This window comes from Coleofasciculus sp. D1-CHI-01 (assembly GCF_040218875.1).
Taxonomy (GTDB): domain Bacteria; phylum Cyanobacteriota; class Cyanobacteriia; order Cyanobacteriales; family Coleofasciculaceae; genus Coleofasciculus.
This window is the reverse complement of the sequence record NZ_JAVJQP010000146.1, coordinates 31,535-52,340: the sequence shown is the minus strand read 5'-3', so window position 1 is coordinate 52,340 and position 20,806 is coordinate 31,535. Positions and strand designations below refer to the sequence as shown.

The 20,806-nt window shown below is 46.8% G+C and carries 20 protein-coding genes, 2 tRNA genes and 1 riboswitch; of the genes, 15 read left to right on the top strand and 7 right to left on the bottom strand.

The annotated features are described in order from the left end of the window. Window positions 1–196: 196 nt before the first annotated feature. On the bottom strand, window positions 197–1,438 hold the full coding sequence (locus tag RIB93_RS25755) for a pentapeptide repeat-containing protein (protein WP_446377006.1): 1,242 nt from the start codon (window positions 1,436–1,438) through the stop codon (window positions 197–199). 266 nt (window positions 1,439–1,704) lie between these two features. On the opposite strand from RIB93_RS25755, the gene RIB93_RS25750 reads away from it, so the two are divergent. Continuing rightward, a complete protein-coding gene (locus RIB93_RS25750; protein ID WP_446377004.1) occupies window positions 1,705–1,869 on the top strand; it encodes a hypothetical protein in 165 nt (54 codons plus the stop codon). 63 nt (window positions 1,870–1,932) lie between these two features. Here the strand turns inward: RIB93_RS25750 and RIB93_RS25745 are convergent, their stop codons facing one another. Then, window positions 1,933–3,486, bottom strand: coding sequence for a YcjF family protein (locus RIB93_RS25745; RefSeq protein ID WP_446377002.1), 1,554 nt, complete (start codon window positions 3,484–3,486; stop codon window positions 1,933–1,935). Between the two features lie 200 nt (window positions 3,487–3,686). Here RIB93_RS25745 and RIB93_RS25740 point away from each other — a divergent pair, with 200 nt between their 5' ends. Further along, window positions 3,687–4,208: a DUF937 domain-containing protein gene (locus RIB93_RS25740; protein ID WP_446377000.1), complete on the top strand. Its 522-nt coding sequence runs from the start codon at window positions 3,687–3,689 to the stop codon at window positions 4,206–4,208. Window positions 4,209–4,554: 346 nt separating this feature from the next. On the opposite strand, the gene RIB93_RS25735 is transcribed toward RIB93_RS25740, so the two are convergent. Further along, window positions 4,555–4,899 (bottom strand): DUF4278 domain-containing protein, encoded by a 345-nt coding sequence (locus tag RIB93_RS25735; protein ID WP_446376998.1) that lies wholly within the window; start codon window positions 4,897–4,899, stop codon window positions 4,555–4,557. A gap of 35 nt (window positions 4,900–4,934) precedes the next feature. After that, window positions 4,935–5,028: riboswitch (Glutamine riboswitch) on the bottom strand. A 134-nt stretch (window positions 5,029–5,162) separates the two neighbouring features. Between RIB93_RS25735 and smpB the strand changes: the two genes are divergently transcribed. Beyond that, entirely contained in the window at window positions 5,163–5,630 is a 468-nt protein-coding gene (gene smpB, locus RIB93_RS25730; RefSeq protein WP_446376996.1) for an SsrA-binding protein SmpB, read from the top strand. 139 nt (window positions 5,631–5,769) lie between these two features. Here smpB and RIB93_RS25725 read toward each other — a convergent pair whose 3' ends face one another. Then, complete coding sequence (locus RIB93_RS25725) at window positions 5,770–7,398, bottom strand: phospholipase D-like domain-containing protein (protein ID WP_446376994.1); 1,629 nt, start codon at window positions 7,396–7,398, stop codon at window positions 5,770–5,772. 335 nt (window positions 7,399–7,733) lie between these two features. Between RIB93_RS25725 and RIB93_RS25720 the strand changes: the two genes are divergently transcribed. The 4 genes from RIB93_RS25720 (at window position 7,734) to RIB93_RS25705 (ending at window position 11,896) form a co-directional block, all read left to right on the top strand. Beyond that, a complete protein-coding gene (locus tag RIB93_RS25720) occupies window positions 7,734–8,114 on the top strand; it encodes a DUF7682 family zinc-binding protein (protein WP_006101069.1) in 381 nt (126 codons plus the stop codon). A 115-nt stretch (window positions 8,115–8,229) separates the two neighbouring features. Continuing rightward, complete coding sequence (locus RIB93_RS25715; RefSeq protein ID WP_446376992.1) at window positions 8,230–9,405, top strand: cysteine desulfurase family protein; 1,176 nt, start codon at window positions 8,230–8,232, stop codon at window positions 9,403–9,405. A 176-nt stretch (window positions 9,406–9,581) separates the two neighbouring features. Next, window positions 9,582–9,653: transfer RNA gene (locus RIB93_RS25710), tRNA-Thr, on the top strand. 605 nt (window positions 9,654–10,258) lie between these two features. Continuing rightward, window positions 10,259–11,896 (top strand): MBL fold metallo-hydrolase, encoded by a 1,638-nt coding sequence (locus RIB93_RS25705; RefSeq protein ID WP_446376990.1) that lies wholly within the window; start codon window positions 10,259–10,261, stop codon window positions 11,894–11,896. Between the two features lie 149 nt (window positions 11,897–12,045). On the opposite strand, the gene RIB93_RS25700 is transcribed toward RIB93_RS25705, so the two are convergent. Next, window positions 12,046–12,357, bottom strand: coding sequence for a DUF6679 family protein (locus tag RIB93_RS25700; protein ID WP_006103541.1), 312 nt, complete (start codon window positions 12,355–12,357; stop codon window positions 12,046–12,048). A gap of 738 nt (window positions 12,358–13,095) precedes the next feature. Between RIB93_RS25700 and RIB93_RS25695 the strand changes: the two genes are divergently transcribed. From RIB93_RS25695 to fba, 4 genes are all read left to right on the top strand, one after another. Beyond that, on the top strand, window positions 13,096–13,311 hold the full coding sequence (locus RIB93_RS25695; RefSeq protein ID WP_446376988.1) for a hypothetical protein: 216 nt from the start codon (window positions 13,096–13,098) through the stop codon (window positions 13,309–13,311). A gap of 358 nt (window positions 13,312–13,669) precedes the next feature. Further along, window positions 13,670–14,539 carry an aldose epimerase family protein gene (locus RIB93_RS25690; RefSeq protein WP_446376986.1) on the top strand — a complete coding sequence of 290 codons (870 nt, stop codon included), beginning with the start codon at window positions 13,670–13,672 and terminating at the stop codon, window positions 14,537–14,539. Between the two features lie 68 nt (window positions 14,540–14,607). Further along, window positions 14,608–14,679, top strand: a tRNA-Lys gene (locus tag RIB93_RS25685). 182 nt (window positions 14,680–14,861) lie between these two features. Then, window positions 14,862–15,941 carry a class II fructose-bisphosphate aldolase gene (gene fba / locus RIB93_RS25680; protein ID WP_006103606.1) on the top strand — a complete coding sequence of 360 codons (1,080 nt, stop codon included), beginning with the start codon at window positions 14,862–14,864 and terminating at the stop codon, window positions 15,939–15,941. A gap of 120 nt (window positions 15,942–16,061) precedes the next feature. Here the strand turns inward: fba and RIB93_RS25675 are convergent, their stop codons facing one another. Then, entirely contained in the window at window positions 16,062–16,757 is a 696-nt protein-coding gene (locus tag RIB93_RS25675; protein ID WP_446376984.1) for a riboflavin synthase, read from the bottom strand. 539 nt (window positions 16,758–17,296) lie between these two features. On the opposite strand from RIB93_RS25675, the gene RIB93_RS25670 reads away from it, so the two are divergent. The 4 genes from RIB93_RS25670 to RIB93_RS25655 all read left to right on the top strand — a co-directional run bounded on the left by RIB93_RS25670 (window position 17,297) and on the right by RIB93_RS25655 (window position 20,344). Continuing rightward, window positions 17,297–17,803, top strand: a complete 507-nt coding sequence (locus RIB93_RS25670; protein WP_006103665.1) for a bifunctional nuclease family protein — start codon at window positions 17,297–17,299, stop codon at window positions 17,801–17,803. An 18-nt stretch (window positions 17,804–17,821) separates the two neighbouring features. Further along, window positions 17,822–18,949: an aldo/keto reductase gene (locus tag RIB93_RS25665; protein WP_446376982.1), complete on the top strand. Its 1,128-nt coding sequence runs from the start codon at window positions 17,822–17,824 to the stop codon at window positions 18,947–18,949. Between the two features lie 133 nt (window positions 18,950–19,082). Further along, window positions 19,083–19,502, top strand: a complete 420-nt coding sequence (locus tag RIB93_RS25660) for a BlaI/MecI/CopY family transcriptional regulator (RefSeq protein ID WP_446376980.1) — start codon at window positions 19,083–19,085, stop codon at window positions 19,500–19,502. Further along, window positions 19,499–20,344, top strand: a complete 846-nt coding sequence (locus RIB93_RS25655) for a M56 family metallopeptidase (RefSeq protein WP_446376978.1) — start codon at window positions 19,499–19,501, stop codon at window positions 20,342–20,344. The genes RIB93_RS25660 and RIB93_RS25655 overlap by 4 nt, the downstream gene beginning before the upstream one ends. Before the next feature lie 56 nt (window positions 20,345–20,400). On the opposite strand, the gene RIB93_RS25650 is transcribed toward RIB93_RS25655, so the two are convergent. Next, window positions 20,401–20,742 carry a hypothetical protein gene (locus RIB93_RS25650; RefSeq protein ID WP_446376976.1) on the bottom strand — a complete coding sequence of 114 codons (342 nt, stop codon included), beginning with the start codon at window positions 20,740–20,742 and terminating at the stop codon, window positions 20,401–20,403. Between the last annotated feature and the right edge of the window lie 64 nt (window positions 20,743–20,806).

Below are 20,806 nucleotides of genomic sequence, written 5' to 3'. Positions count from 1 at the left end.
TCAGGGTTCATGGCACAATTACAATTAACGATGACTCTGAACTCGGCGGTAAGTGGTTTTCCCTCCCTCTAAAAGAAGGTGGGCTTCCCGCCACTTTTGGTAAAGATCGGCAGAACACGATGGCATTGCCCAGTTTGATTGTACGTTTATCTCTTGGTAAGGTGGGAAAGTTTCCCGAACCGTTTCTGGATAGGGGTTAGCGTTTCGGTCGTTTTTTCAGACCCAATCGTCGAACGATATACTGACGCTGCACCCGATCAAATTTGGTTTTCCTTGTGATCTTCCATTCTTCAATATAAGCGCCCACCAGACAAGCCCCAATTAGATCGGTACTATCTAAATTGGTGTTTTTTAGCGTCGCCCCCTTTAGGTTAGCCGACTGCAAATTGGCGTGGCTGAGATCGCTATTGATGAAACTCGCCCCAACTAAATTAGCCCCCCGCAGATTCGTTTCCGGTAAGCGAAGATTGTCAAAGTTTTCCTCTTGTCCTTCACCCGTAACCACTAATCGCCGAATTTTGGGCTGATCCAAATAGGTTGTTCCCACACGGGAGAGTTCGAGTTTTTTGGCTTGAAACCAGCAAGTGCGCGTAACCTTGGCTTGTCTAAAATTGGTGCTTTTGAGCAGGGCTTGGGTGAAATCCGCGTCCGTTAAATCGGCACCCTGAAAATTTGTTCCCCCAATCGCAGCAAAGGCAACCGCAACCCGACGAATGAAGGCGTAGTTTTTATCCCCGATTAAGGCTCGCCAGCTTACATAAGCAGAAAGTCCAGCCACACCCACCGCCACAATCACTGCCACTGTTGCGGCGCTGGTTGCTGCTGCCACGGATGCCCCAGCCGTAACTACAACCACAGAACCGGCAGCGGCGACGACACCAGCTCCGGCGGCGACAATGGCGACAGCACTAGCAGCAGCGATAGCTCCGGCGGCGGCTCCGGCTGCCACGACTGCCATGGCAATAGCAGCAGCGACGGCGAAAGCACTGGCAGCTACTAAAGTTACCGCTACCGCTGTGGCTCCTGTCAGAACCGCTACCATTGCCGCAACCACAATTGCCACCACCCAAACCCCTAACGCCATAATCAGCCCTTGGCGGATCGTCAGGCTGACAAAAACGCCCAAAGCGATTAAAATAAACGCACCCGCTAAGATTTCGATCAGGTTCTGACTAATCAGCGCCGCTCCGGTGATCACACCCGCCAAGGCGGAAACAAAACCCGATAGCGTGGATAGAAATAAAGCAACCAGCAATAGAATCATTGCCCAGTGTTGCTGCAATCCAGCTTGGCAATAGCTAAAATTTGCCCCCGTTAGGATAGCATTGCTAAAATCTGCGCCTCGGATGTCGGCGTGGCTAAAATTAGCACCTGCCAAGTTAGTTCTGCCTCGAAACGAGCGACCTTGCAGATTTTGACCGGAGTAGTCCTGAGCCATCATAACCTCCGAATTGATGGGGCAACCATAAGACAACGGGCGTTGGTGGAATAGAAATTTGCATTCAGCAAGGTTTCGACTTGACCAACTCTTATGCTGTAGAATAAAACATTTAGTGGAACAATTGAACGAGAATAGCGACAGCTTATGCTTTTAGATTAGCCGTAAGATGGTATAACTCACAATGTTTCCTATTTTCTATTTCCTGTTTTGAGTTCCCCGTTTTTCCTAATCAGCCATTTCTAATCACCAGTCACCATTTATCAATGAATCGTTCAAAAATTGTGGCAATTATTACTGGAGCCATTTCCATACTTCTGGCACTGGCATACCTTCTGTTGGTTCAGCTTTTAGACTTTCGCGGAGAAATGATTCCCGCCCCGGTAAGTCAGTTACCGCAGGGCGTTCAAGTGATGAATTATGACTTGTAAATTATGAATTTTCTGTTCCCCATTTCCTGTCCTGTGACATAAGACAAATGACAAATGACAAACTTAATGTTCCCAGTCGTCTTGTTTAGAATCTCTTAAATCCTTCACCTCGGAAGCATCTCTCAGGGGCATAACCACTCGTGCGATCGCGTCCTGAATAAATACTTTCATAAATTCATCCTTACGGTTTAGCTGAAATTGCTGCTGCACCACTTCTGTCATTCCCCCATCGCCCCAGTCTTGATCATGACGGAAGTATTCAATAAAACTCTTCCCAGCAATTCGGATTAAATACGCCGCCGTTACCCCTTGAATCGCTTTGCCAACTAAATAGGTAGCGATGTGAAATTGTAGCGCCCTTGATAGAAGTTGCATCGCCCCTTGAACAATGCCCAAACTGGCTAAGGTTTTCCCCAGAGACAGCGCTAATTCTCTCCCCCGTTCCATATTCAGATCACAGCCATAAATTCGACCAATTTCCACCACCATCTGGGCGTTAACCGCCGCCGTTGCTAATAAATCGACGACAGGTAACGGCGTAACCGCAATCACCCCAGCGCCAATCCACTGAAACCGTTCCACCACTTTCTCCGCCTGTCGCCGCCGTTGGTGATCAATCAGACGACGGGCGTCTTCGCCTAAACGCTGAGACTGGAGTAAGATATTATCCGCAATCAAATCTTGCCCTTCAGCGCGTAGCACCGCCGCCAGACGGCGGATTAAGGGTATGATGTCAGGGTCAGGTTGGACGTCTTCCCCATTGTCTAATCGTACAGATTGGGGATTGGCGGTAATTGCTACTACATCCGATGCAGCAATAAAGCCGCGTACCTGATGGCGTAACCGGGCTAGAATCGTTTCTTTGTCGGTTTCTGTATAGAGATCGGTTTTATTGAGAACCAACAGCGATCGCTTACCAATATCCGCGAGACGACGTAACGGTTCATATTCCGACTGTCGCAAGTCATTATCCACCACAAACAATAATAAATCGGCTTCCGTGGCAAGCTGTCGCGCCAGTTGTTCCCGTTCGGTACCCACCACACCCGCTTCTAAAATCCCTGGTGTATCGGTAATCAAAATCTGCCGTTCTATTCCCTTCAACGTTAGCGTATACGTTTGTCCCTGATCTGTGGTTCCCATCGGTGCGCCCACTTGACCCACCATCTGCCCAATGAGAGCATTAATCAGGGAAGTTTTCCCCGATGAACCCGTACCAAAGATGACAACCAAGAGTTCCCCACGGGCTAACGTCGCCTCAATCTCACGCGATCGACTCAACAGGGCTTGCTGGGCTACCTCATCTTGAATGTTCTGTACCTGCTGTCGCACGGCTTTGAGGGTTTCAGAAGCCGCTTCCGTTTTTTCCTGTGGCACTTTTGGCGTCGGGCGACGCTTGCGGGATGAGGATTTGGGGCGGCTGAATGTCCAAACGTAATAAACAAACGTGGCAATTAACAGGATAAGTAGGACAATTAGCAATAAAACCAGCAAATTTGCCAGTAGAGGCGAATTTAACGACCAATAGAGTCGATTAATCGAGTCAATCAGCCACAGGATTAGCCCCAGAATGATACTGAGACCGATAATGAGCGTCAGTAGGCGGGGTAGGGGCATAATGGTTTCAGAAGGCTCCAGGGCAGAGGGTAGAAGGAATAGGAGTGATAACTATAGTTTAGCGATCGGCGGAGAGTATCAATAGGAGCTGGCAGCACGGGTAATAGATCCCACGTTACCGTGTGGTGAGCCAAGAGCAACGAACTATACTTAATGGATAATGCTTATCATTAGAGACACTCTTTACAGCCTAAAAAACAATGAGTTTATTCAACCAAATTCTCGGTGCGATGAATAACCCCTCTCAGGAAGCCAGTTCTGGTCAATTAGCTGGCATTCTCAGTACGGTGCAAAACCTCAGCCAAAGTGCCGAGGCTGACCCCTCCACAATTCAATCCGTTTTATCTATCGTTGGCAAATATGCCCGTCCCGCGTTGCAACAAAAGCGAGAAGCGGAAGGAGAACAGGAAACACAATCCTTTATTAACCAATTCAGTGGTACAGGTGCTAACAATCAAGCGGTCAACTTACTCTTTAATACACCGCAAATCCAACAGTTAGTAGAGGAAGCCGAACAACGGACAGGACTCAATGCTGCTACCATTCAATCCCTGTTACCCATGTTGGTTCCCTTGGTGCTGAACTTACTTAAAACGGGAACAAATAACCAAAATCCTGAAGGATCGAATCCGGTGTTGAATTCATTCCTGGATACAGATGGTGACGGCGATGTGGATATTGCTGATGCGATGCAAATGGCGTCTCGTTATTTGAATCCTTAGCTTGTATGTAAGTAGGTGGACACAATTAAAGTTAGCGGTGAAGATTAGGGAACAGGGAACAGGGAACAGGGAACAGTAAGGATTTGAGGTTACATTGGTTTTCATCTTAAGTTGACAGCAATGGCAAGCCTTGCACCCCTACATTTGGGTGTACTTGAAAGAAACTGCCGTGCATCTGGCGCTATTTTGGGCGAGTCTAGTCTGCACGTTAGACTTAGGATTTGTTCTCGGCTTGTTTCTGGCATTAACCCTTAGAGATTAAGCTTTAAAGCCAACTGCAAAAAGTAGAGACGTTGCATGCAACATCTCTACTCTAGTTTTAATTCAGTTGGAATGCCATCAGCCGTTAACGAGTTGCCAATCCAACTTCTGTCGCTGAACGGTACAACATCGAAAGCTGACGGTTTTTGAGGACTCGTTGCTGCTTGCTCATCCGAGAACGAGCTTTATCTTGACTGGACACTAAAGTGGGTGCTTTTTCTGACGCAACACCATTATTAGCAACAGTCCCTGGTGTTTGATAACGCACGCCGCGATATTTTAGGTTGACTCGTGGTTGTAACACTGGCGGATTTTTCAAATTGCGGAATCGCCAGTCCCAACCCCGGTACTTACCACCAGCTTTTGATTCGACAGTTTCTACCGTAGGGGCATTGTATTCGTATTTGCTACCGCGATAAGTAAGTTTCATGGTATTCGCCTCGTAATGTAACTGTAGTGAGATGAGGCGCGTTCCTTCGGGAGTTGTCCCTACTTCCGTCTCCCTAATCATCCTTCACGGTTAATTGCTAACTGACTGATGTCTAGAGAGATGAACGATTCATTTGTTCTGTATCTATTGTTACGGTTTTTCCAGGAATTGTCAACATTTTAACAAAACTTTACCTTTTGAGGGTTTCCTGGGGCGATTGTCTAACACCACAATTTCCAGTATCAGACGCTAAGGTGATTAGTATGAGTGATCAAAGTAAAGGGTTCAAGGTTGTTGCCGATAATCGGCAAGCACGCTTCCGCTATGAGATTTTAGAGACTTACGAAGCGGGCATCGAATTAAAAGGGACAGAAGTTAAGTCCATTCGCGAGGGTCGGGTCAATTTGCGAGATGGGTACGCCCTAGTTCGCAATGGTGAGGCTTGGCTGTTGAACGTACATGTCTCGCCGTACCAAAGTAGCAGCCTCTACTTCAATCACGATCCAGTTCGCACCCGTAAACTGTTGCTGCACAAGCAGGAAATCAGCAAACTCGTTGGCAAGGTAGAACAACAGGGGTTAACGCTGATACCGTTGAAAATGTATTTGAAGCGAGGTTTGGTGAAAGTGAGCCTGGGTCTGGGTAAGGGTAAGAAATTATACGACAAGCGCGAGACCATTAAGCGGCGTGACGATGAGCGTAGAATGGCACGAGTCGTTAAGAGTTATTAAATACCCACCGGTCAAAATTATCTCTCTGCTTCCCAACAAGGGCGGGTTTAGTTAAGTTATCGGACATCGACAGAACGTTATCGGTAAAACCCGCCCCTACAAAAAGGAAAATATTTCATAGCCTGATAATTTGGTAGGATTACCACGTCACTCGCCCATCTAACTGCTGGAGTAGATGAGGTCCGACACCTGAAACCTGGTCAAGGTCAGCTAATGACGTGAATGGCTTTTGCGATCGCGCGGTAATAATTCGCTCAGCCAGTTTGGGTCCAATTCCGGGTAAAGTTTCCAGTTCCTCCTGGGTGGCGGTGTTGAGGTTGACTATTCCCCTAAAACTTGGGGCGTTCGGATCATCTGCCTGAGTAATCTGGGGACAAGATTGCTGCTGGTTCTGAATACTGCGCTGCACCGCCACCGGAACCCCCAGTATGGCATTCGTGTAGAGGCGTTCAAATTCACGTTCAAAATGAGCGGCGACTAGAGGACTATTAATTACCAACACTGTCTCGTCGTTTTGAGTATTGGCTGATGCTGACCAATTATGAGACCCTGTAATTACCATTTTTCCATCTATCACCCCAAACTTATGATGTAACAGATCGCCGGATGGGAGTTTGGGAACACCGACTGTGGCGATCGGATTTTGCCAAGGGCGATTACGGGCTTCATAGCGACATTGATTACTCAGCGCCACACCTAATAAATCCAGTCCTTCGCTATAGTAACGATAGGCAAAACTGGGGTCGATTAACGCCTGAACTTGGACACCCTGTTCATGGGCAGTTTGTAACTGATCTGCCAGTCGCTGTTCGGAAAAGACAAATAACGCCAAGTCAATGGTTTGGGTAGCACTTTGCAGGATTTGATCAATGAAACCATTACTGCTTTGACTCCAGGGTTGAGTCGGTGACGTAGGCGAAAACCTTACCACCACAGTGGTATCTGCGAGTGTCACCTGTTGGGCAGGGCGTTGTGGCTTTTTGAGACCAAACCGACTGTCGGGTGCGCCACCGGGTCCATCTCCCCACATCTGGTTAAATTCTTCCGTAAAGGAATTCGCTAATTCCACACTCTCAATTTTAAGGAGATTATTGGCATTACCCCGACTATCCGGTGCTTGAAAGTCGCCATGAATATCACTGGTCGTAAAGTTAGCGGATGTCACCATAACCGTATATCCATCCACAACGACAAACTTATGGTGCATTAAGCCGCTACCTTGAGAGCCATCGGCTGTATCGTCTAGGATAGGAACGCCAGCATTTCGTAAAATAACTAGAGCATCTCGCTGATTAATTTCAGTGGGAGTCAGCTTGCCATCGTTATTACGGTCAATTAACCGTAAATTCTCTTGGGCGCGATCGCGTTCCCGAGGCGGAAGATTAGCGATATCTTGAGCTGAGACTTCACTCCAAGGGCGGTTGTAGGTATTTTCTACGATAACCCTGACTCTAACCCCTGCTTGATGTCGTTTGACCAAGGCTTGAGCAATTTGCGGCAAGCGTAACTCTTGGACAGCAACATCGACCGTGGATTGAGCCGTCGCGATCGCTTGGGCAATAATCTGCTCTAAATTATCGCCCGGTCGAGTCACTAAGCGATAGGGTTCCTTGTAGGTTGTCGAGGGGGAATGGTTAAAGTAGACCTGAACAAAGGGATCTTGCGGTAAGGGAGGCGGACGGTGAACTTCAACTGGAGGCGGTTGACAAGCGGATAGAGTTAGTACAATGAGCCAGATGATACCTTGATGCCAGTATGATTGTGTCATTGAATCTCGATTAGATTCATTTATTGCTTTGATTATTTTTTATCATCTACGGGGACACAAACCTAGTAGGCTGTCAATGAAAATTGATCGATTGAGACAAGCCGGAGAAGCTAGGAAAGTATAAGGTACAGGGGATTCTGAGCCATTTGGCTAAAACAGCTGATCGGTATTTTTCTGATTCAGTTGGAAATAAGGCTCAAGGATTTGTCCCTATTGCACTAACATAAAAATACAATGGACAACTTAAATCACGTTTTCCACAACCTGAATGGGGGAAATCACTATCAGGAAGACAACATGGTCACGTCTAGGGTTTGAACCCATACCACCGTTCTATGTCGAGACGAAAAAAGACATTTCCGTGCGGTCATAAGGGGTATGGTCAAACCTGCCACCGATGTGAGCAAGAAAACAAGGCACGGGAAGCTAAAAAGCAACAAAAGCAAGAATGGGAGTCTACTTTTGACAACGATCCCATTGATTTAAAGGATTTGCCCACCCATGTCGTGGTCAAAGCCCGTGCGATTATTGCCGGATTGGAAGAACAAAAGAACTACCGAGAGTTTGGCGGTAAGCGACTACGCCACAATCGCTGGATTGTCAGTATCCCGGTTACCCGTAACTACCGGATGATTTGTCATGACTACGGGAGTTTGTTGGTTCCCTACGCTGTCTTGTCCCACGAGGACTACAATGTGGATAAACCCGGTGAGTAGAGGGATCTGGGGGATATGAGGGAGATGAGAGAGATGAGGGAGAGGAGGAAGTTAACTCCAAACTCTACCTTACCTGTTCCCTGACAAATGACGAAAGACAAATGACACTATAACTATGCAAATCTATCTCGATTACAGCGCCACGACACCCCCCCGCCCAGAAGCGATCGCGGCGATGCAAGGGGTATTGACTCAGCAGTGGGGTAATCCCTCTAGCTTACATGAGTGGGGACAACGGTCTGCCACTGTCGTGGAACAGTCGAGAATGCAAGTGGCTGGTTTAGTTAATGCGCCAGCCGATGGGTTGATTTTTACCTCAGGTGGTACAGAGGCAGATAATTTAGCCATTATGGGGATTGCTCAAAACTACAAGACACCCCAGCATATTGTAATTTCTAGCGTGGAACATTCCGCGATCGCTCAACCTGTTCGCTGGTTGGAAACCTGGGGATGGCAAGTGACACGATTGCCTGTGGATAGGGAGGGACGAGTAAATCCCCATGACTTGGAAGACGCCCTGCAACCGAATACGGTATTAGTATCTGTCATCTATGGTCAAAGTGAAGTGGGAACGTTACAACCCATTGAAGCACTGGGGCAAATTGCTCAGGATCATGGGGTACTATTCCATACCGATGCGGTACAAGTAGCTGGACGATTGCCCATTGATGTACGGCAGTTACCTGTGGATTTGCTGTCAATGTCAAGTCACAAGATTTATGGACCTCAAGGAGTGGGGGCGCTGTATGTCCGTCCTGGGGTTGAATTAGTGCCACTGTTGTGGGGTGGGGGACAGGAAATGCAACAGCGTTCAGGGACACAGGCTGTTCCCGCGATCGAGGGATTTGGTATCGCCGCCGAATTAGCAACAGCAGAACTAGGAAAGGAAACACCTCGGTTAATTCAGTTGCGCGATCGCTTGTTTAATCAACTTAGCGACATCCCTTACTTAAAACCCACTGGTTCGCTCCGACACCGCTTACCTCATCATGTTAGTTTTTGCCTAACCAATATCCCAGCATCTCAATTGGAGGGAGTAACAGGCAAAACGATGGTGCGTCAGCTTAACCTGGCAGGGATTGGCATTAGTGCGGGTTCTGCCTGTGATAGTGGCAAACTAAATCCCAGTCCGATTTTATTAGCAATGGGCTACTCTGAATCAGAGGCATTGAGGGGCATTCGCCTGACGTTGGGGCGACAAACCACCGAAGCCGATATGGATTGGACAGTGATGGTACTCAAGCAGGTTCTAGCCCGGTTATTACCAAAACCCGTACTATTAAACGTTTGACACCCGGTTGTGATACCAAATCTGGGGGGCACTACCCCCGTTATAACCCAGTCCGCGCAGGCGAACGAAAGTTTGTGTAGAAGCGATTTCAATCGCTCCTCTTGCAGGGGGTAATAAAGGCTGGGGAGTGTCAACCTTCCCCACTGCTGATATAATTTGTTATGCTAAACGAAGTTGCTGGTGTAGCTCAGTGGTAGAGCAGCTGATTTGTAATCAGCCGGTCGCAAGTTCAAATCTTGTCACCAGCTTAGTGCTATTTTTAGATGCAGATATAGATGTAGATAGGTTGCACGAAGGTGGCTCAGTGGGTTCATCATGCTTTCCCGGCTTACCCTGCTGGTACATGAAAAGCTAATTCAACCTGACCAGAAATTTCGTGGTAAGATGGGTATCTGTACTGAACAGACCAAAATACTGATCGGTCAAAAGTATTCAGTAGAGTTTCAGATACTGTTTTTCAGATAAAAGTAAGTAAACTATAGATGGATATCAAACTGATTTTAGTGGTCTTAACCATTCTTTTTACCGTGTCCTCTCTCATTTTTGGCACTAAGAACGGGTTCTACGATTCAGATAACTATCACGGCAACGGTTCAGCCCACTAATCTGGTATAAGCTAGCCCAGATATTTATGACATGATATTGAGCAGTAGTATGCTGCTTGTATACCCTCTGCTTGTATACCGTCAATACACTGGTTGATAGAATCGGGTTTTCTAGACAGTTAACGGAAAAGATTAGGCTAAAAATTCTGAGGAATAAGGTTTAGAAGCATTGTCGATGTATTTAGGGTTCTTCAAGTGAGTTGGTTGTCAAGCAACTGGCAAAGCGCAGAACCATCTTCTCAAAGTTCATGAGCAATCAACGCCCAGTGACATCCTCAGCAGAGGATGATCAATTAGCCTGTTTTGCCTATGGTGTTGGTCATGGTGCAGAGGGAGTGTGTTTGCTGGTGCAAATGGGACCCTACCGCATCCTAATCGATTGTGGGTTAGAAGACATTTCGCCGCTAAAAGCTCAAGCTAATTTTCCGGCTGATGTTGTTTTATGTAGCCACGCCCATAGCGATCATGCCCAGGGGTTGCTAGCACTACACCAAGCATTTCCGCAATTACCAATTTACGCCAGTGAAGTCACAACTCAACTATTACCCCTAAACTGGACGCATTTAACTCCAAAGGAGATTCCCGGATTCTGTCAAGCGCTTCCTTGGCGATCGCCGATTGAATTCCGAGAAGGATTAAGCGTGCAATTGTTTCCCGCAGGACATCTACCGGGAGCCGCCGCATTTTTATTAACCTATACCAGTCCAAATCGCACCTATCGACTCCTGTATACAGGAGACTTCTTTATCTCAAATTCGCGGTTGGTCGAAGGGTTGTCCATTGAAGCCTTACGAGGTACAAACCTAGATGTTTTGATTATCGAAGGGAGTTATGGTACAGCGCGACACCCCCATCGACGCCAACAAGAGAATCAACTTGTCGAACGAATTGATCAAACATTGGCGGCAAATCGCTCTATTTTGCTACCAGTACCTACCTTGGGTTTGGGTCAAGAAATCTTGATGCTGCTACGGAGTCATCACCAGTTTACTGGACGCAATCTGGATATTTGGGTGGATGGTACGGTTGCCAAGGGATGCGATGCCTACTTAGAACTCCTACCTCATCTCCCCCCATCGGTACAAAACTTTGCTCGCCATCAACCCTTGTTTTGGGATGAACGGGTGAAACCGCGTGTACGTCGCTTAGATCAGCCGCAACGAGGTGCGATCGCTCAAAACACCAGCATTGTTCTAACGGACGAAACGGCTGACTTGAGGGTTTACTGTCATGCTAACCCCACATCTTGGACAGTGCTGCAACCCGAACGCCTGAGATATCCGCCTCCAACCCATGACTTAGGTAGTACGGATATAGAAACTTATCTGTTAACCGAGCATAGCGATTGTTTAGGAACCACTCAGTTAATCCATAATCTTCGTCCTCAACATATTATTTTTGTTCATGGCTCTCCCACGTATCTGGCTGACTTAACTGGATTGGAAGAGTTGCAAAATCGCTACCATCTCCATACCCCATCAACAGGAACTCTAATTGAACTGCCAATTGGAGAGACATTTATACAGCCAGCACCACCACCAGAAACCAATTACGAAGGAGAGCTAACCGAGTTGGGTACGGTGGTGACCATTACCTTACCAGAGGCAATTGCGGCTGATCCGCGCTGGCAAGATTTTGCGGATACAGGTTTAGTAGAAGCTCGTTGGCAAGGAGAGGAACTGGTATTACGCGGCTTGTCCCAACGTGAACTGCTTAATCAGAGCAATTCGGTGAAAATGCCTGCTAATATTGAGTGTTGTGCCAACTGCCGTCATCAACGGGGTCAGCGCTGCTGGAATTCTGCCTCTCCCCTTTACTCCTTTAAAGTTACACCAGAGGGATATTGTCCAGTGTTTGAGCCTACCGCACCTCCCACAGAAACTTAGCGACAACTTTGTAGGGGCGGGTTTATTCATATCTGGGTGCAACCCTGAATGATAGTAGTAAAACCCCCCCCTACATTAAACCCGCCCTTCTAAAAGAGCAGAGGAGTGGGGGGTAAACAAAAGACAAATGACTAATGACACCTAATTTATTACTCTTGATTTGACTCAGGAAAGCGCGGGTGGATTTGTTCCGCTTCTGGACAATCGTCAGACACGAGCGGGTCAAAATTTCCTCGTGTCACAGAAGCCAGTTTTTGAGTAACTGAACCGATGCTTTCTAAGCGAACCATTTCCTCCCAGGAGCAAATTTCGTCTTCTTCGTCAGTTTCGTAGCGAATGGTGACTAAATCCCCTTCAATATCAACAATATGAGCGCGTTCAATCCAACGTTGCTGATCCCGCAAGAAAATACAGACCTCACGACCATCGCAACACAGTTGATAAATCTTGCGGTGTAGCATAGTTGGCTTCTCCTAAGCAGATAACTCTTTCAATACGTCTGGGAGCAAGTCCCCCCGGTCTTTAGGATAATTCAGGGATAGTTTTTATCCAAGCTTAACTTCGGATAAGGTGACTCAGTTTTCCCTCGTCAACGACGATATCCCTACTATTGTTATACTTCTCGGTCAATGCTTAAAAGTTTAGCTGGCATTTCACCGGAATTTGGATCATCAATTCAGGATATTTTTCACTAGACAGAAAAAACCTTGAGATCTTTAACCGAATCGGGACAACATTTGCTATGATTTGGCTCAAGGTAAAAGTGGAGAGCAATTTCACCTGTGAACAAATAACCGATATTTGAGGGATTGGCATTGGTAAAGAGCCACACAAAGGGAAAAAAATCGTGTAAAAAAATCGTGTATTTCGCCATTGAGACTAGCGCACTGTAATCCAGGTTATACATCCTGGTTGATAGGTACTATGAAGGAATTAACCCTTTGGTAGGATTTTAGCACATTAAACTGGTGATTTATAGGGGAATTGAGCCTCACTCCGTTAACTGAGTCAATGGAAAAAATACGGCGTGAGATGAATCGCCGGACAAGTAAGCTAACCCTATTCAGTTTCGCGGTGCTTAAATCCAGATTTTTGCTAACCGACGAGTACCTTTATTGGCTTCGAGCCCAGCCGATTTTAAATTTTTCCCTGAAACGTGAGACCAAACCTGCTGTAGATCCTTGGTTACTGATCACTCTATGCTGATCCGGGTTGAAGCTGGGGGATTTACACGCCTGTTACAGCGCTTTGCCTGTGCAGATCAGGAAATGATAGAAAACGGTTATTATGAGCCTCCCGCTCTATTTGACCCGACTTCACCGCCTTATAAAGAACGGTCAAAGCTTCAAGGTCTGATGTTTGATACCCTTTTATTTCCAGAATTTGGCGAATTAGCCCCTCAGAAGCAACGCTGAGGCAGCCGGTTTTAAGAGCCGATTGGACAAGAGTGCGAAGAATCATGGTAACCAAGCATTTGTAATCATAGGGGGTACTCCTAACACTATCGGCGATCTTCCTGTTAAAGACCTTGATAAGTGTCAGTTGCTTGGTGTGATTTTCAACGCAATTTAGAGTGATGTGTGTCACTCTATAACCAACTTACTGCCTGTAGGCACCCCTGAACCCTCAAATTACAAGAATTGCTTATGTACTATCCTAAAGGCTTTTTGTTAAGAATTTGTAAAATTAGCACCGTTTTTTTGAGAAGAGTTTGTTAAAGTTAGTCGTGCCGCTAACTCCAGCCGCTCAATTATTAAGGAAATCAACAGACAGATGTTTGCGATCGCCCTGAAACAGGAGCAATACTCAACCTATATCCTCACTGCCCAAGACTCTCAGTCTCGGTTAGAAGTCGTTCCCGAACGCGGCGGTCTGATTTCTCACTGGAGTGTTCAAGGTCAGGACATCCTCTACTTTGATGCCGAACGGTTTCGAGACCCGACGCTGAGTGTACGGGGGGGTATCCCGATTCTCTTTCCCATCTGTGGCAACTTACCGGACAATACCTACACCTATAAAGGTAAACACTATCAGCTCAAACAACATGGTTTCGCCCGCGATTTGCCCTGGCAGGTCACAGAACGAGTAACCGATGACTTAGTTAGCCTCACCCTAGTCCTTAATAGTAACGATCAAACTCGCGCTGTTTATCCCTTCGACTGGCAACTCACCTTCACGTACCAACTTCAGGGCAATACCTTGACACTAATCCAGCGCTATACGAATCAGTCGGCTGAGGTGATGCCCTTCTCAACAGGACTGCATCCGTATTTCTTCACTTCAGATAAAACCCAACTCCAATTTGAGATTCCGGCTTCAGAGTATCAGGATCAGCTAACCGGACAAGTTTCCCCCTTCACGGGTGGCTTTGATTGGAGTGAGGATGAAATTGATATCGCTTTTCGCCAAATCACAGCTCAATCGGCAACGGTGACAGACCAGCAACGGCAACTAAAACTCACCCTGACCTACGATGACCTCTACTCAACTCTCGTCTTCTGGACGGTTAAAGGCAAAGACTATTACTGTTTGGAACCTTGGAGCGCTCCTCGCAACGCATTGAACACAGGAGACTATCTCACCAAGTTGGCTCCTGGAAAGAGTTTGGAGACTTCCGTACAACTCAACGTCACTTTTTTTTGAAAAACCCTCTACATTTTTGGTGATTTCTGCTATTGTAGGAAACGGCGCTTGAAAACGCGCATGACTTTGGGTCGCTAGCTCAGCGGTAGAGCACTCGGCTTTTAACCGATTGGTCTTGGGTTCGAATCCCAGGCGACCCATTATGTCATATTTATTTATTTTTCTTTATAGTCAGGCACTATCGAGTTGATAAAGAAGACTAATTTTAGAATCTTGACAAGATAATTTCCTATAAACTGAAAAATATCTTAAGATTATTCTAAGAATTAAGTTTCTAGAAACGACTAGCTGACAAAACACCTAAAGTTAGGAGGACTTTTTTATGGCGCTCGTACCCATGCGGCTGCTTTTAGATCATGCGGCAGAGAATGGCTATGGCATTCCAGCCTATAACGTTAACAACATGGAGCAGATCCTGGCAATTATGCAGGCTGCTGATGAAGCTGACAGCCCCGTGATTCTACAAGCATCTCGCGGCGCTCGCAAATATGCAGGTGAGAACTTCCTGCGCCACTTGATCACGGCAGCAGTGGAAACTTACCCCCATATCCCCATTGCTATGCACCAAGACCATGGGAATGGTCCAGCCACTTGCTACTCGGCTATCCGCAATGGTTTCACCAGTGTGATGATGGACGGTTCACTGGAGGAAGATGCCAAAACTCCAGCTAGCTTCGAGTACAACGTGAATGTCACGGCTGAAGTGGTAAAAGTTGCTCACTCTGTCGGTGTCAGCGTTGAAGGGGAACTGGGTTGTCTCGGTTCTTTGGAAACGGGTATGGGTGACAAGGAAGATGGTCACGGTGCAGAAGGTAAGCTGTCCCGCGAACAATTGTTGACTGACCCGGATCAAGCGGTTGAGTTTGTTGAGCGCACCCAAGTTGATGCTTTAGCTGTAGCCATTGGCACGAGCCACGGGGCTTACAAGTTTACTCGTAAGCCCACGGGTGAAATCCTTGCCATCAGCCGGATTGAGGAAATTCATAACCGTCTACCTAATACCCATTTGGTGATGCACGGTTCCTCCTCTGTACCCCAAGAGTGGCTGGATATGATCAACCAATATGGTGGTGCAATTCCAGAAACTTACGGTGTGCCTGTAGAAGAGATTCAAAAGGGCATTAAGAGCGGTGTTCGTAAAGTGAACATTGATACCGACAATCGTTTGGCTATCACTGCTGCAATCCGTGAAGCGGCTGCCAAAGATCCCAAAAACTTTGACCCGCGCCATTTCATGAAGCCTTCTATTAAGTACATGAAGCAGGTTTGCTCGGATCGTTATCAGCAATTCGGTACGGCGGGTAATGCTAGCAAGATTAAGCAAATGACATTAGATGAGTTTGCGGCTAAGTATGCTAAGGGCGAGCTAGCGGCTGTTACGAAGCAGACCGTAACTGCTTAATCGTTAACCGCGTAATACCCATTTGAGCTAATCCCCCGTTAACCCAACGGGGGATTTTTGGGTGAGGGAACACCTCAACTTGGCTCGGTGTGCCACAGGGAACAGTAAGAATATCCTAATTCACAAATACCCATGCTCGGCAAGGAATTCAGGTGAAATATCATTCATGGGTAAAGAATTCGCACTTGGGACTTGATACCCGAGTAATCTCTCAACATACTTGCCTAAAATATCGCTTTCTAAGTTCACCCAGCTTCCTGGCTGCAAATAACTCAAATTAGTTTGGGCATAACTGTGGGGAATAACTGCCACCTTAAACCAACTCCCTTGGGGATCACACTCAGCAATGGTTAAACTGACGCCATTGACTGCAATACTTCCCTTTGGCACCAAAAACCGAGCAATGTGACGCTGCCATGACTTTTGTAAGGATGCTGGTGCAGTAAAACACATAATCCAGGAATTTGAGGTTTTTACAGAATTCTGAAGTGAACCAATGCCATCAATGTGACCCGTGACAAAATGTCCCCCTAGTTTACTGCCTACTCGTATCGATGTTTCCAAATTCACATAAGTGGCGGCTTGATGTCGTTCCCCCAGAGTAGTACGGCTCAAGGTTTCATCTGAAGCTGTTGCCACAAAACCTTGGGACAAAATTTCTTCAACAGTCAAGCATATTCCATCGACGGCTACACTATCACCAATGGCAAGATTGTGTAGAATTAAGGCTGCCTTGTCAGGAAGACAAGACAACTGAAAACGATCGCCGCCTAGCGGTTGCAGGGTGCCTAGTGCTTGAATTAATCCTGTGAACACGATGTTATCAAAGTAGCTGGTCGTGGATCGCCGATTATAGAGGCTTCGTGATAAAATGATTTTGTAGGTAGTGAAGAGTAAGTCTAACTAAGAAACTCTTCTGAACTAACCAGTGTTTAACGATTGGTACTACCCAAGTACCGCGATATACATCAAGCCAGAGTGACAATTTAAGCACTTGAAGCACTTACTTCATAGCTGATCAAAACGAGTCTATCTTAACGTTAGGAGATAAAGCAAGGAGGTGGCAGTTCACCAAAGCGAGGGAGATTAACCACTAGAGAGCTATTGGGGACAAGGATAAACGGTTATGTGTTTTTTTCATAAAGTCCCGAAACAAACGTCCTGAGACTGGGGCATACTTGGAGAAGATAATCTTTTTGATCTGTGTCCAATTCAATGATAGAGGACTGATTTTGGGGTTAATCGGTGAAGTAAAGGAAAAGTAGTATACTTGTTCTAGTTTTAATCCATCCAATGTGGCTTGACTGCTTCGCTTTGATGCCCTCGACGCCGACTGTATTCTAGAGGCTAAGCTAATGATTGAAATGAAAGTTGCTGGAATTGCATTAGATGCTGTCACCCGTAGCCCAATCGTGCTGCTGAAAGACTCACTAGAGCGACGCGCTCTGCCGATTTACATTGGACAAGATCAGGCAAAAGCAATTATCAGCGCTTTGGAACGCCAAAAAGCTCCCCGCCCTCTGACACATGATCTGTTTGTGGGTCTCATGGAAACATGGGAGATGAAGTTGGAGCGGATTATTATCCACTCCCTCCAAGATAATACCTTCTATGCGATCCTCTGCGTTCGTCAGGGTGAAGCCAAAAAAGAAATTGATGCTAGACCGAGTGATGCGATCTCGATCGCGCTTCGCACAGATAGTCCAATCTGGGTGATGGAAGAAGTTATCGCTGATGCATCAATACCCGTTGATCGAGATGCGGATGAAGAGGAACGACAGGCTTTCCGAGAGTTTGTATCGAGCATCCGACCGGAAGACTTTTCCCAGCATAAAGGATTTAAAACGGGCGGTGAAGCTTAAATGATACAAAGATGAGAAATGCATTATCGACGGTTTGGGAAAACCAATCTGTGGCTATCCGTGTTTTCCCTGGGAACCATGCGCTGCTTGGCGGGTGAGTCCGATGCTGATAAAACCATACAGCACGCGATCGCGAATGGGATTAATCATCTAGAAACCGCCCGTAGTTATGGTAAGAGTGAGCCATATTTGGGGAATATCCTCAAAAAATTACCCGTACCCCGAGAACAACTCACGATTACCACCAAGCTACCGCCAACGCCTGATTCTCAGGTCATGGATCAGTGGATTGATGAATCCTTAGAGCGTCTACAGCTCGACTATCTGGATTGCTTAGCCATTCATGGGATCAACACCTGGGAACATCTGACCTGGGTCGATTCCCCTAGAGGGTGTATGCAGGCGATACAAGACGCCTTAGCAGAGGGTCGGATAAGACACCTTGGCTTTTCCACTCATGCTCCCCTAGAGGTCATATTAGCGGCAATCCAGACCAATTTATTTGAATTTATCAACCTACATTATTACTACGTCTTTCAGCGCCATGCTCCAGCCGTAGAATTAGCGCACCAGAAGGATATGGGGGTGTTTATCATATCTCCGGCGGATAAGGGTGGACGATTGTACAATCCCCCAGCGAAACTGGTTGAACTCTGCTATCCCTTCTCGCCACTGGAGTTGAACTATCGTTTTTTATTGAGCGATCGCCGAATTACCACCTTGAGTGTAGGACCTGCTAATCCACAGGAATTGGACGCACCGTTAGCCGTTGCAGATCAAGATGGCTCCCTGACTCCCCAGGAAATCGAGGTATTTTCTCGATTAGAAACCCAAGCTCACACGGCTTTGGGAACGGATCGCTGTAGCCAATGTTACCAATGTTTACCCTGTCCGGAAATGATTAATATTCCAGAGGTATTAAGGCTGCGGAATTTAGCTGTAGCTTATGATATGACAGATTACGGGACATACCGCTATGGCATGTTTGAAAATGCGGGTCACTGGTTTGCTGGGGTGAAAGGGAATCGGTGTACAAGCTGTGGTGACTGCTTACCCCGTTGTCCGGAACAACTGGATATTCCTGGTTTGCTAGCTGATACTCATCAACGTCTCAATGGATCTCCTCGGCGTCGGCTGTGGGGATAAATTGGAAGCATCCCAATTTAGCAGGTTAGCTGTTTGAGCCGCGATAAGTGTATCCAAGCCAATATCAAATCAGCTTTTAAAGTCAAATTCGGGTAAACTGGGTATCCAATTCCCTGATTTTAATTGCATCTCTATGGTTCCTATGCCCAGTTACCGCCCCAAACAACTCTCCCTTGGTCCATTAGAGGCAGAAATCTTAGAGATTATTTGGCAACTCGGTTCCGCTACCACCAAAGATGTCCACGAACGAATCTTAGCTGATCCAGACCGAGAGTTAGCCTATGCTTCCGTAACCACGGTATTGCGCCGCCTCACCCAAAAAGGCTGGCTAACGTGCGATCGCCAAGATCGGGCATTTCGTTGGCAACCCTTGCTCTCGCAGGAGCAGGCGCGGATGCTGCAAGCCCATGATCAGTTGAAGCGATTCCTGGCGGTGGGAAATCCGGATATCATCGCCGCCTTTGCCGACAGTCTCGACCAAGCTAGTCTAGAACAACTCGACGCGATCGCCCAGCGTTTGCAAGCCATCCGCGAAGCGAGGGAGGAACAATGATTCATCTAATCCTAATTCTGAGTGCTTTAGCCGTGGCTTGGTTAACCCGAATCAGTTGGTCAGGAAACGAGAGTAATTATCAGCAGCGCTGGCAAAATGCTTTAACCAAGTTCTTATTTCCGCCACTGCTACTGATGATGACAGCAATCTCTATCGTCTGCATGGGACCCCAAGGGCAAATGGTTTGGCGATGGGAGGGCTGGTTCAGTTATGGGTTAGCTGGCACTTTCTTAGGATTTGTGGGAGTGTCAGGGTTGAAACTGGCGTTTGCCGGATGGCATTCTCGGCAACAGGTTCGCACCTATCCTCAGCAAACCCTTCATGGTAGAGCAATCCGCCTTCTCGACACACCCTTAGTTTTTAGCGCTCAAGTCGGATTTTGGCAACCGGAACTGGTGGTGAGTCAAGGCTTATTAGAGACACTGGATACTGATCATTTGCAAGCGGTTCTCACCCATGAAGACGGACATTTTCATTATCGGGATACATTTTGGTTCTTTTGGTTGGGCTGGATGCGGCGATTCTCTTATGGATTAACTAATACAGAAGCGCTATGGCAAGAACTATTACTGTTACGAGAAATCAGAGCCGATCAATGGGCAGCACAACGGGTTGATTTTTTACTGTTAGCGGAATCCCTGTTGACGGTTGTAAGCACACCGCTGATGCATTCTGAAAGTGTTTGTGCGGCTTTTAGCTGTACTGCACCTAAAAATCGTCTTGAGGAACGGATAGAAGCGCTCTTAGCTGACATACATTTACCTAACCCAACTCATCTATACTTACTTATCTGGTGTTTATTATCATGTTTGCCGCTATTTTTAATACCGTTTCACCGATAATTTTCAGTTTTTTAGAACAAATGACCAATGACTAATGACCAATGACCAATGACAACTTAGTGAGAATCGTGATTGGGTTGGTTTGGCGTGGGAAGAGAATGATTGTCGGGATGAAAGAGGGATTCTTCAGCGCCGATAGGAATACGAATATTCCCCATACCCATTGAACCAATACTCACTAAGCCCATCGTTTGAAAACCAACAGCTACCGTTCCCATAGAAACTAACCCAGCAGAGAAGACTCCCATGGCTACAGAACCTAGGGAGAACACTCCCATGGGAACAAAGCCAATTGAAATTACTCCCATGGGGACTACACCAATAGATACGATTCCCAGTGGAGCAATTCCGATGGCAAAAACTTGAGGCTTGTGGTGGTGAGAAGAGATTTTGGACATGGGACACTGAAGCTGATAATATTTGGCTCTTGATTCTGGCAAAGCGGCAAACCATTGTCAAAAG

Excerpts from the sequence above, each read along its gene's own strand:
- RIB93_RS25755 (WP_446377006.1), bottom strand. The coding sequence starts at position 1,438 with ATGGCTCAGGACTACTCCGGTCAAAATCTGCAAGGTCGCTCGTTTCGA.
- RIB93_RS25750 (WP_446377004.1), top strand. The coding sequence starts at position 1,705 with ATGAATCGTTCAAAAATTGTGGCAATTATTACTGGAGCCATTTCCATA.
- RIB93_RS25745 (WP_446377002.1), bottom strand. The coding sequence starts at position 3,486 with ATGCCCCTACCCCGCCTACTGACGCTCATTATCGGTCTCAGTATCATT.
- RIB93_RS25740 (WP_446377000.1), top strand. The coding sequence starts at position 3,687 with ATGAGTTTATTCAACCAAATTCTCGGTGCGATGAATAACCCCTCTCAG.
- RIB93_RS25735 (WP_446376998.1), bottom strand. The coding sequence starts at position 4,899 with ATGAAACTTACTTATCGCGGTAGCAAATACGAATACAATGCCCCTACG.
- smpB (WP_446376996.1), top strand. The coding sequence starts at position 5,163 with ATGAGTGATCAAAGTAAAGGGTTCAAGGTTGTTGCCGATAATCGGCAA.
- RIB93_RS25725 (WP_446376994.1), bottom strand. The coding sequence starts at position 7,398 with ATGACACAATCATACTGGCATCAAGGTATCATCTGGCTCATTGTACTA.
- RIB93_RS25720 (WP_006101069.1), top strand. The coding sequence starts at position 7,734 with ATGTCGAGACGAAAAAAGACATTTCCGTGCGGTCATAAGGGGTATGGT.
- RIB93_RS25715 (WP_446376992.1), top strand. The coding sequence starts at position 8,230 with ATGCAAATCTATCTCGATTACAGCGCCACGACACCCCCCCGCCCAGAA.
- RIB93_RS25705 (WP_446376990.1), top strand. The coding sequence starts at position 10,259 with ATGAGCAATCAACGCCCAGTGACATCCTCAGCAGAGGATGATCAATTA.
- RIB93_RS25700 (WP_006103541.1), bottom strand. The coding sequence starts at position 12,357 with ATGCTACACCGCAAGATTTATCAACTGTGTTGCGATGGTCGTGAGGTC.
- RIB93_RS25695 (WP_446376988.1), top strand. The coding sequence starts at position 13,096 with ATGCTGATCCGGGTTGAAGCTGGGGGATTTACACGCCTGTTACAGCGC.
- RIB93_RS25690 (WP_446376986.1), top strand. The coding sequence starts at position 13,670 with ATGTTTGCGATCGCCCTGAAACAGGAGCAATACTCAACCTATATCCTC.
- fba (WP_006103606.1), top strand. The coding sequence starts at position 14,862 with ATGGCGCTCGTACCCATGCGGCTGCTTTTAGATCATGCGGCAGAGAAT.
- RIB93_RS25670 (WP_006103665.1), top strand. The coding sequence starts at position 17,297 with ATGATTGAAATGAAAGTTGCTGGAATTGCATTAGATGCTGTCACCCGT.
- RIB93_RS25665 (WP_446376982.1), top strand. The coding sequence starts at position 17,822 with ATGCATTATCGACGGTTTGGGAAAACCAATCTGTGGCTATCCGTGTTT.
- RIB93_RS25660 (WP_446376980.1), top strand. The coding sequence starts at position 19,083 with ATGGTTCCTATGCCCAGTTACCGCCCCAAACAACTCTCCCTTGGTCCA.
- RIB93_RS25655 (WP_446376978.1), top strand. The coding sequence starts at position 19,499 with ATGATTCATCTAATCCTAATTCTGAGTGCTTTAGCCGTGGCTTGGTTA.
- RIB93_RS25650 (WP_446376976.1), bottom strand. The coding sequence starts at position 20,742 with ATGTCCAAAATCTCTTCTCACCACCACAAGCCTCAAGTTTTTGCCATC.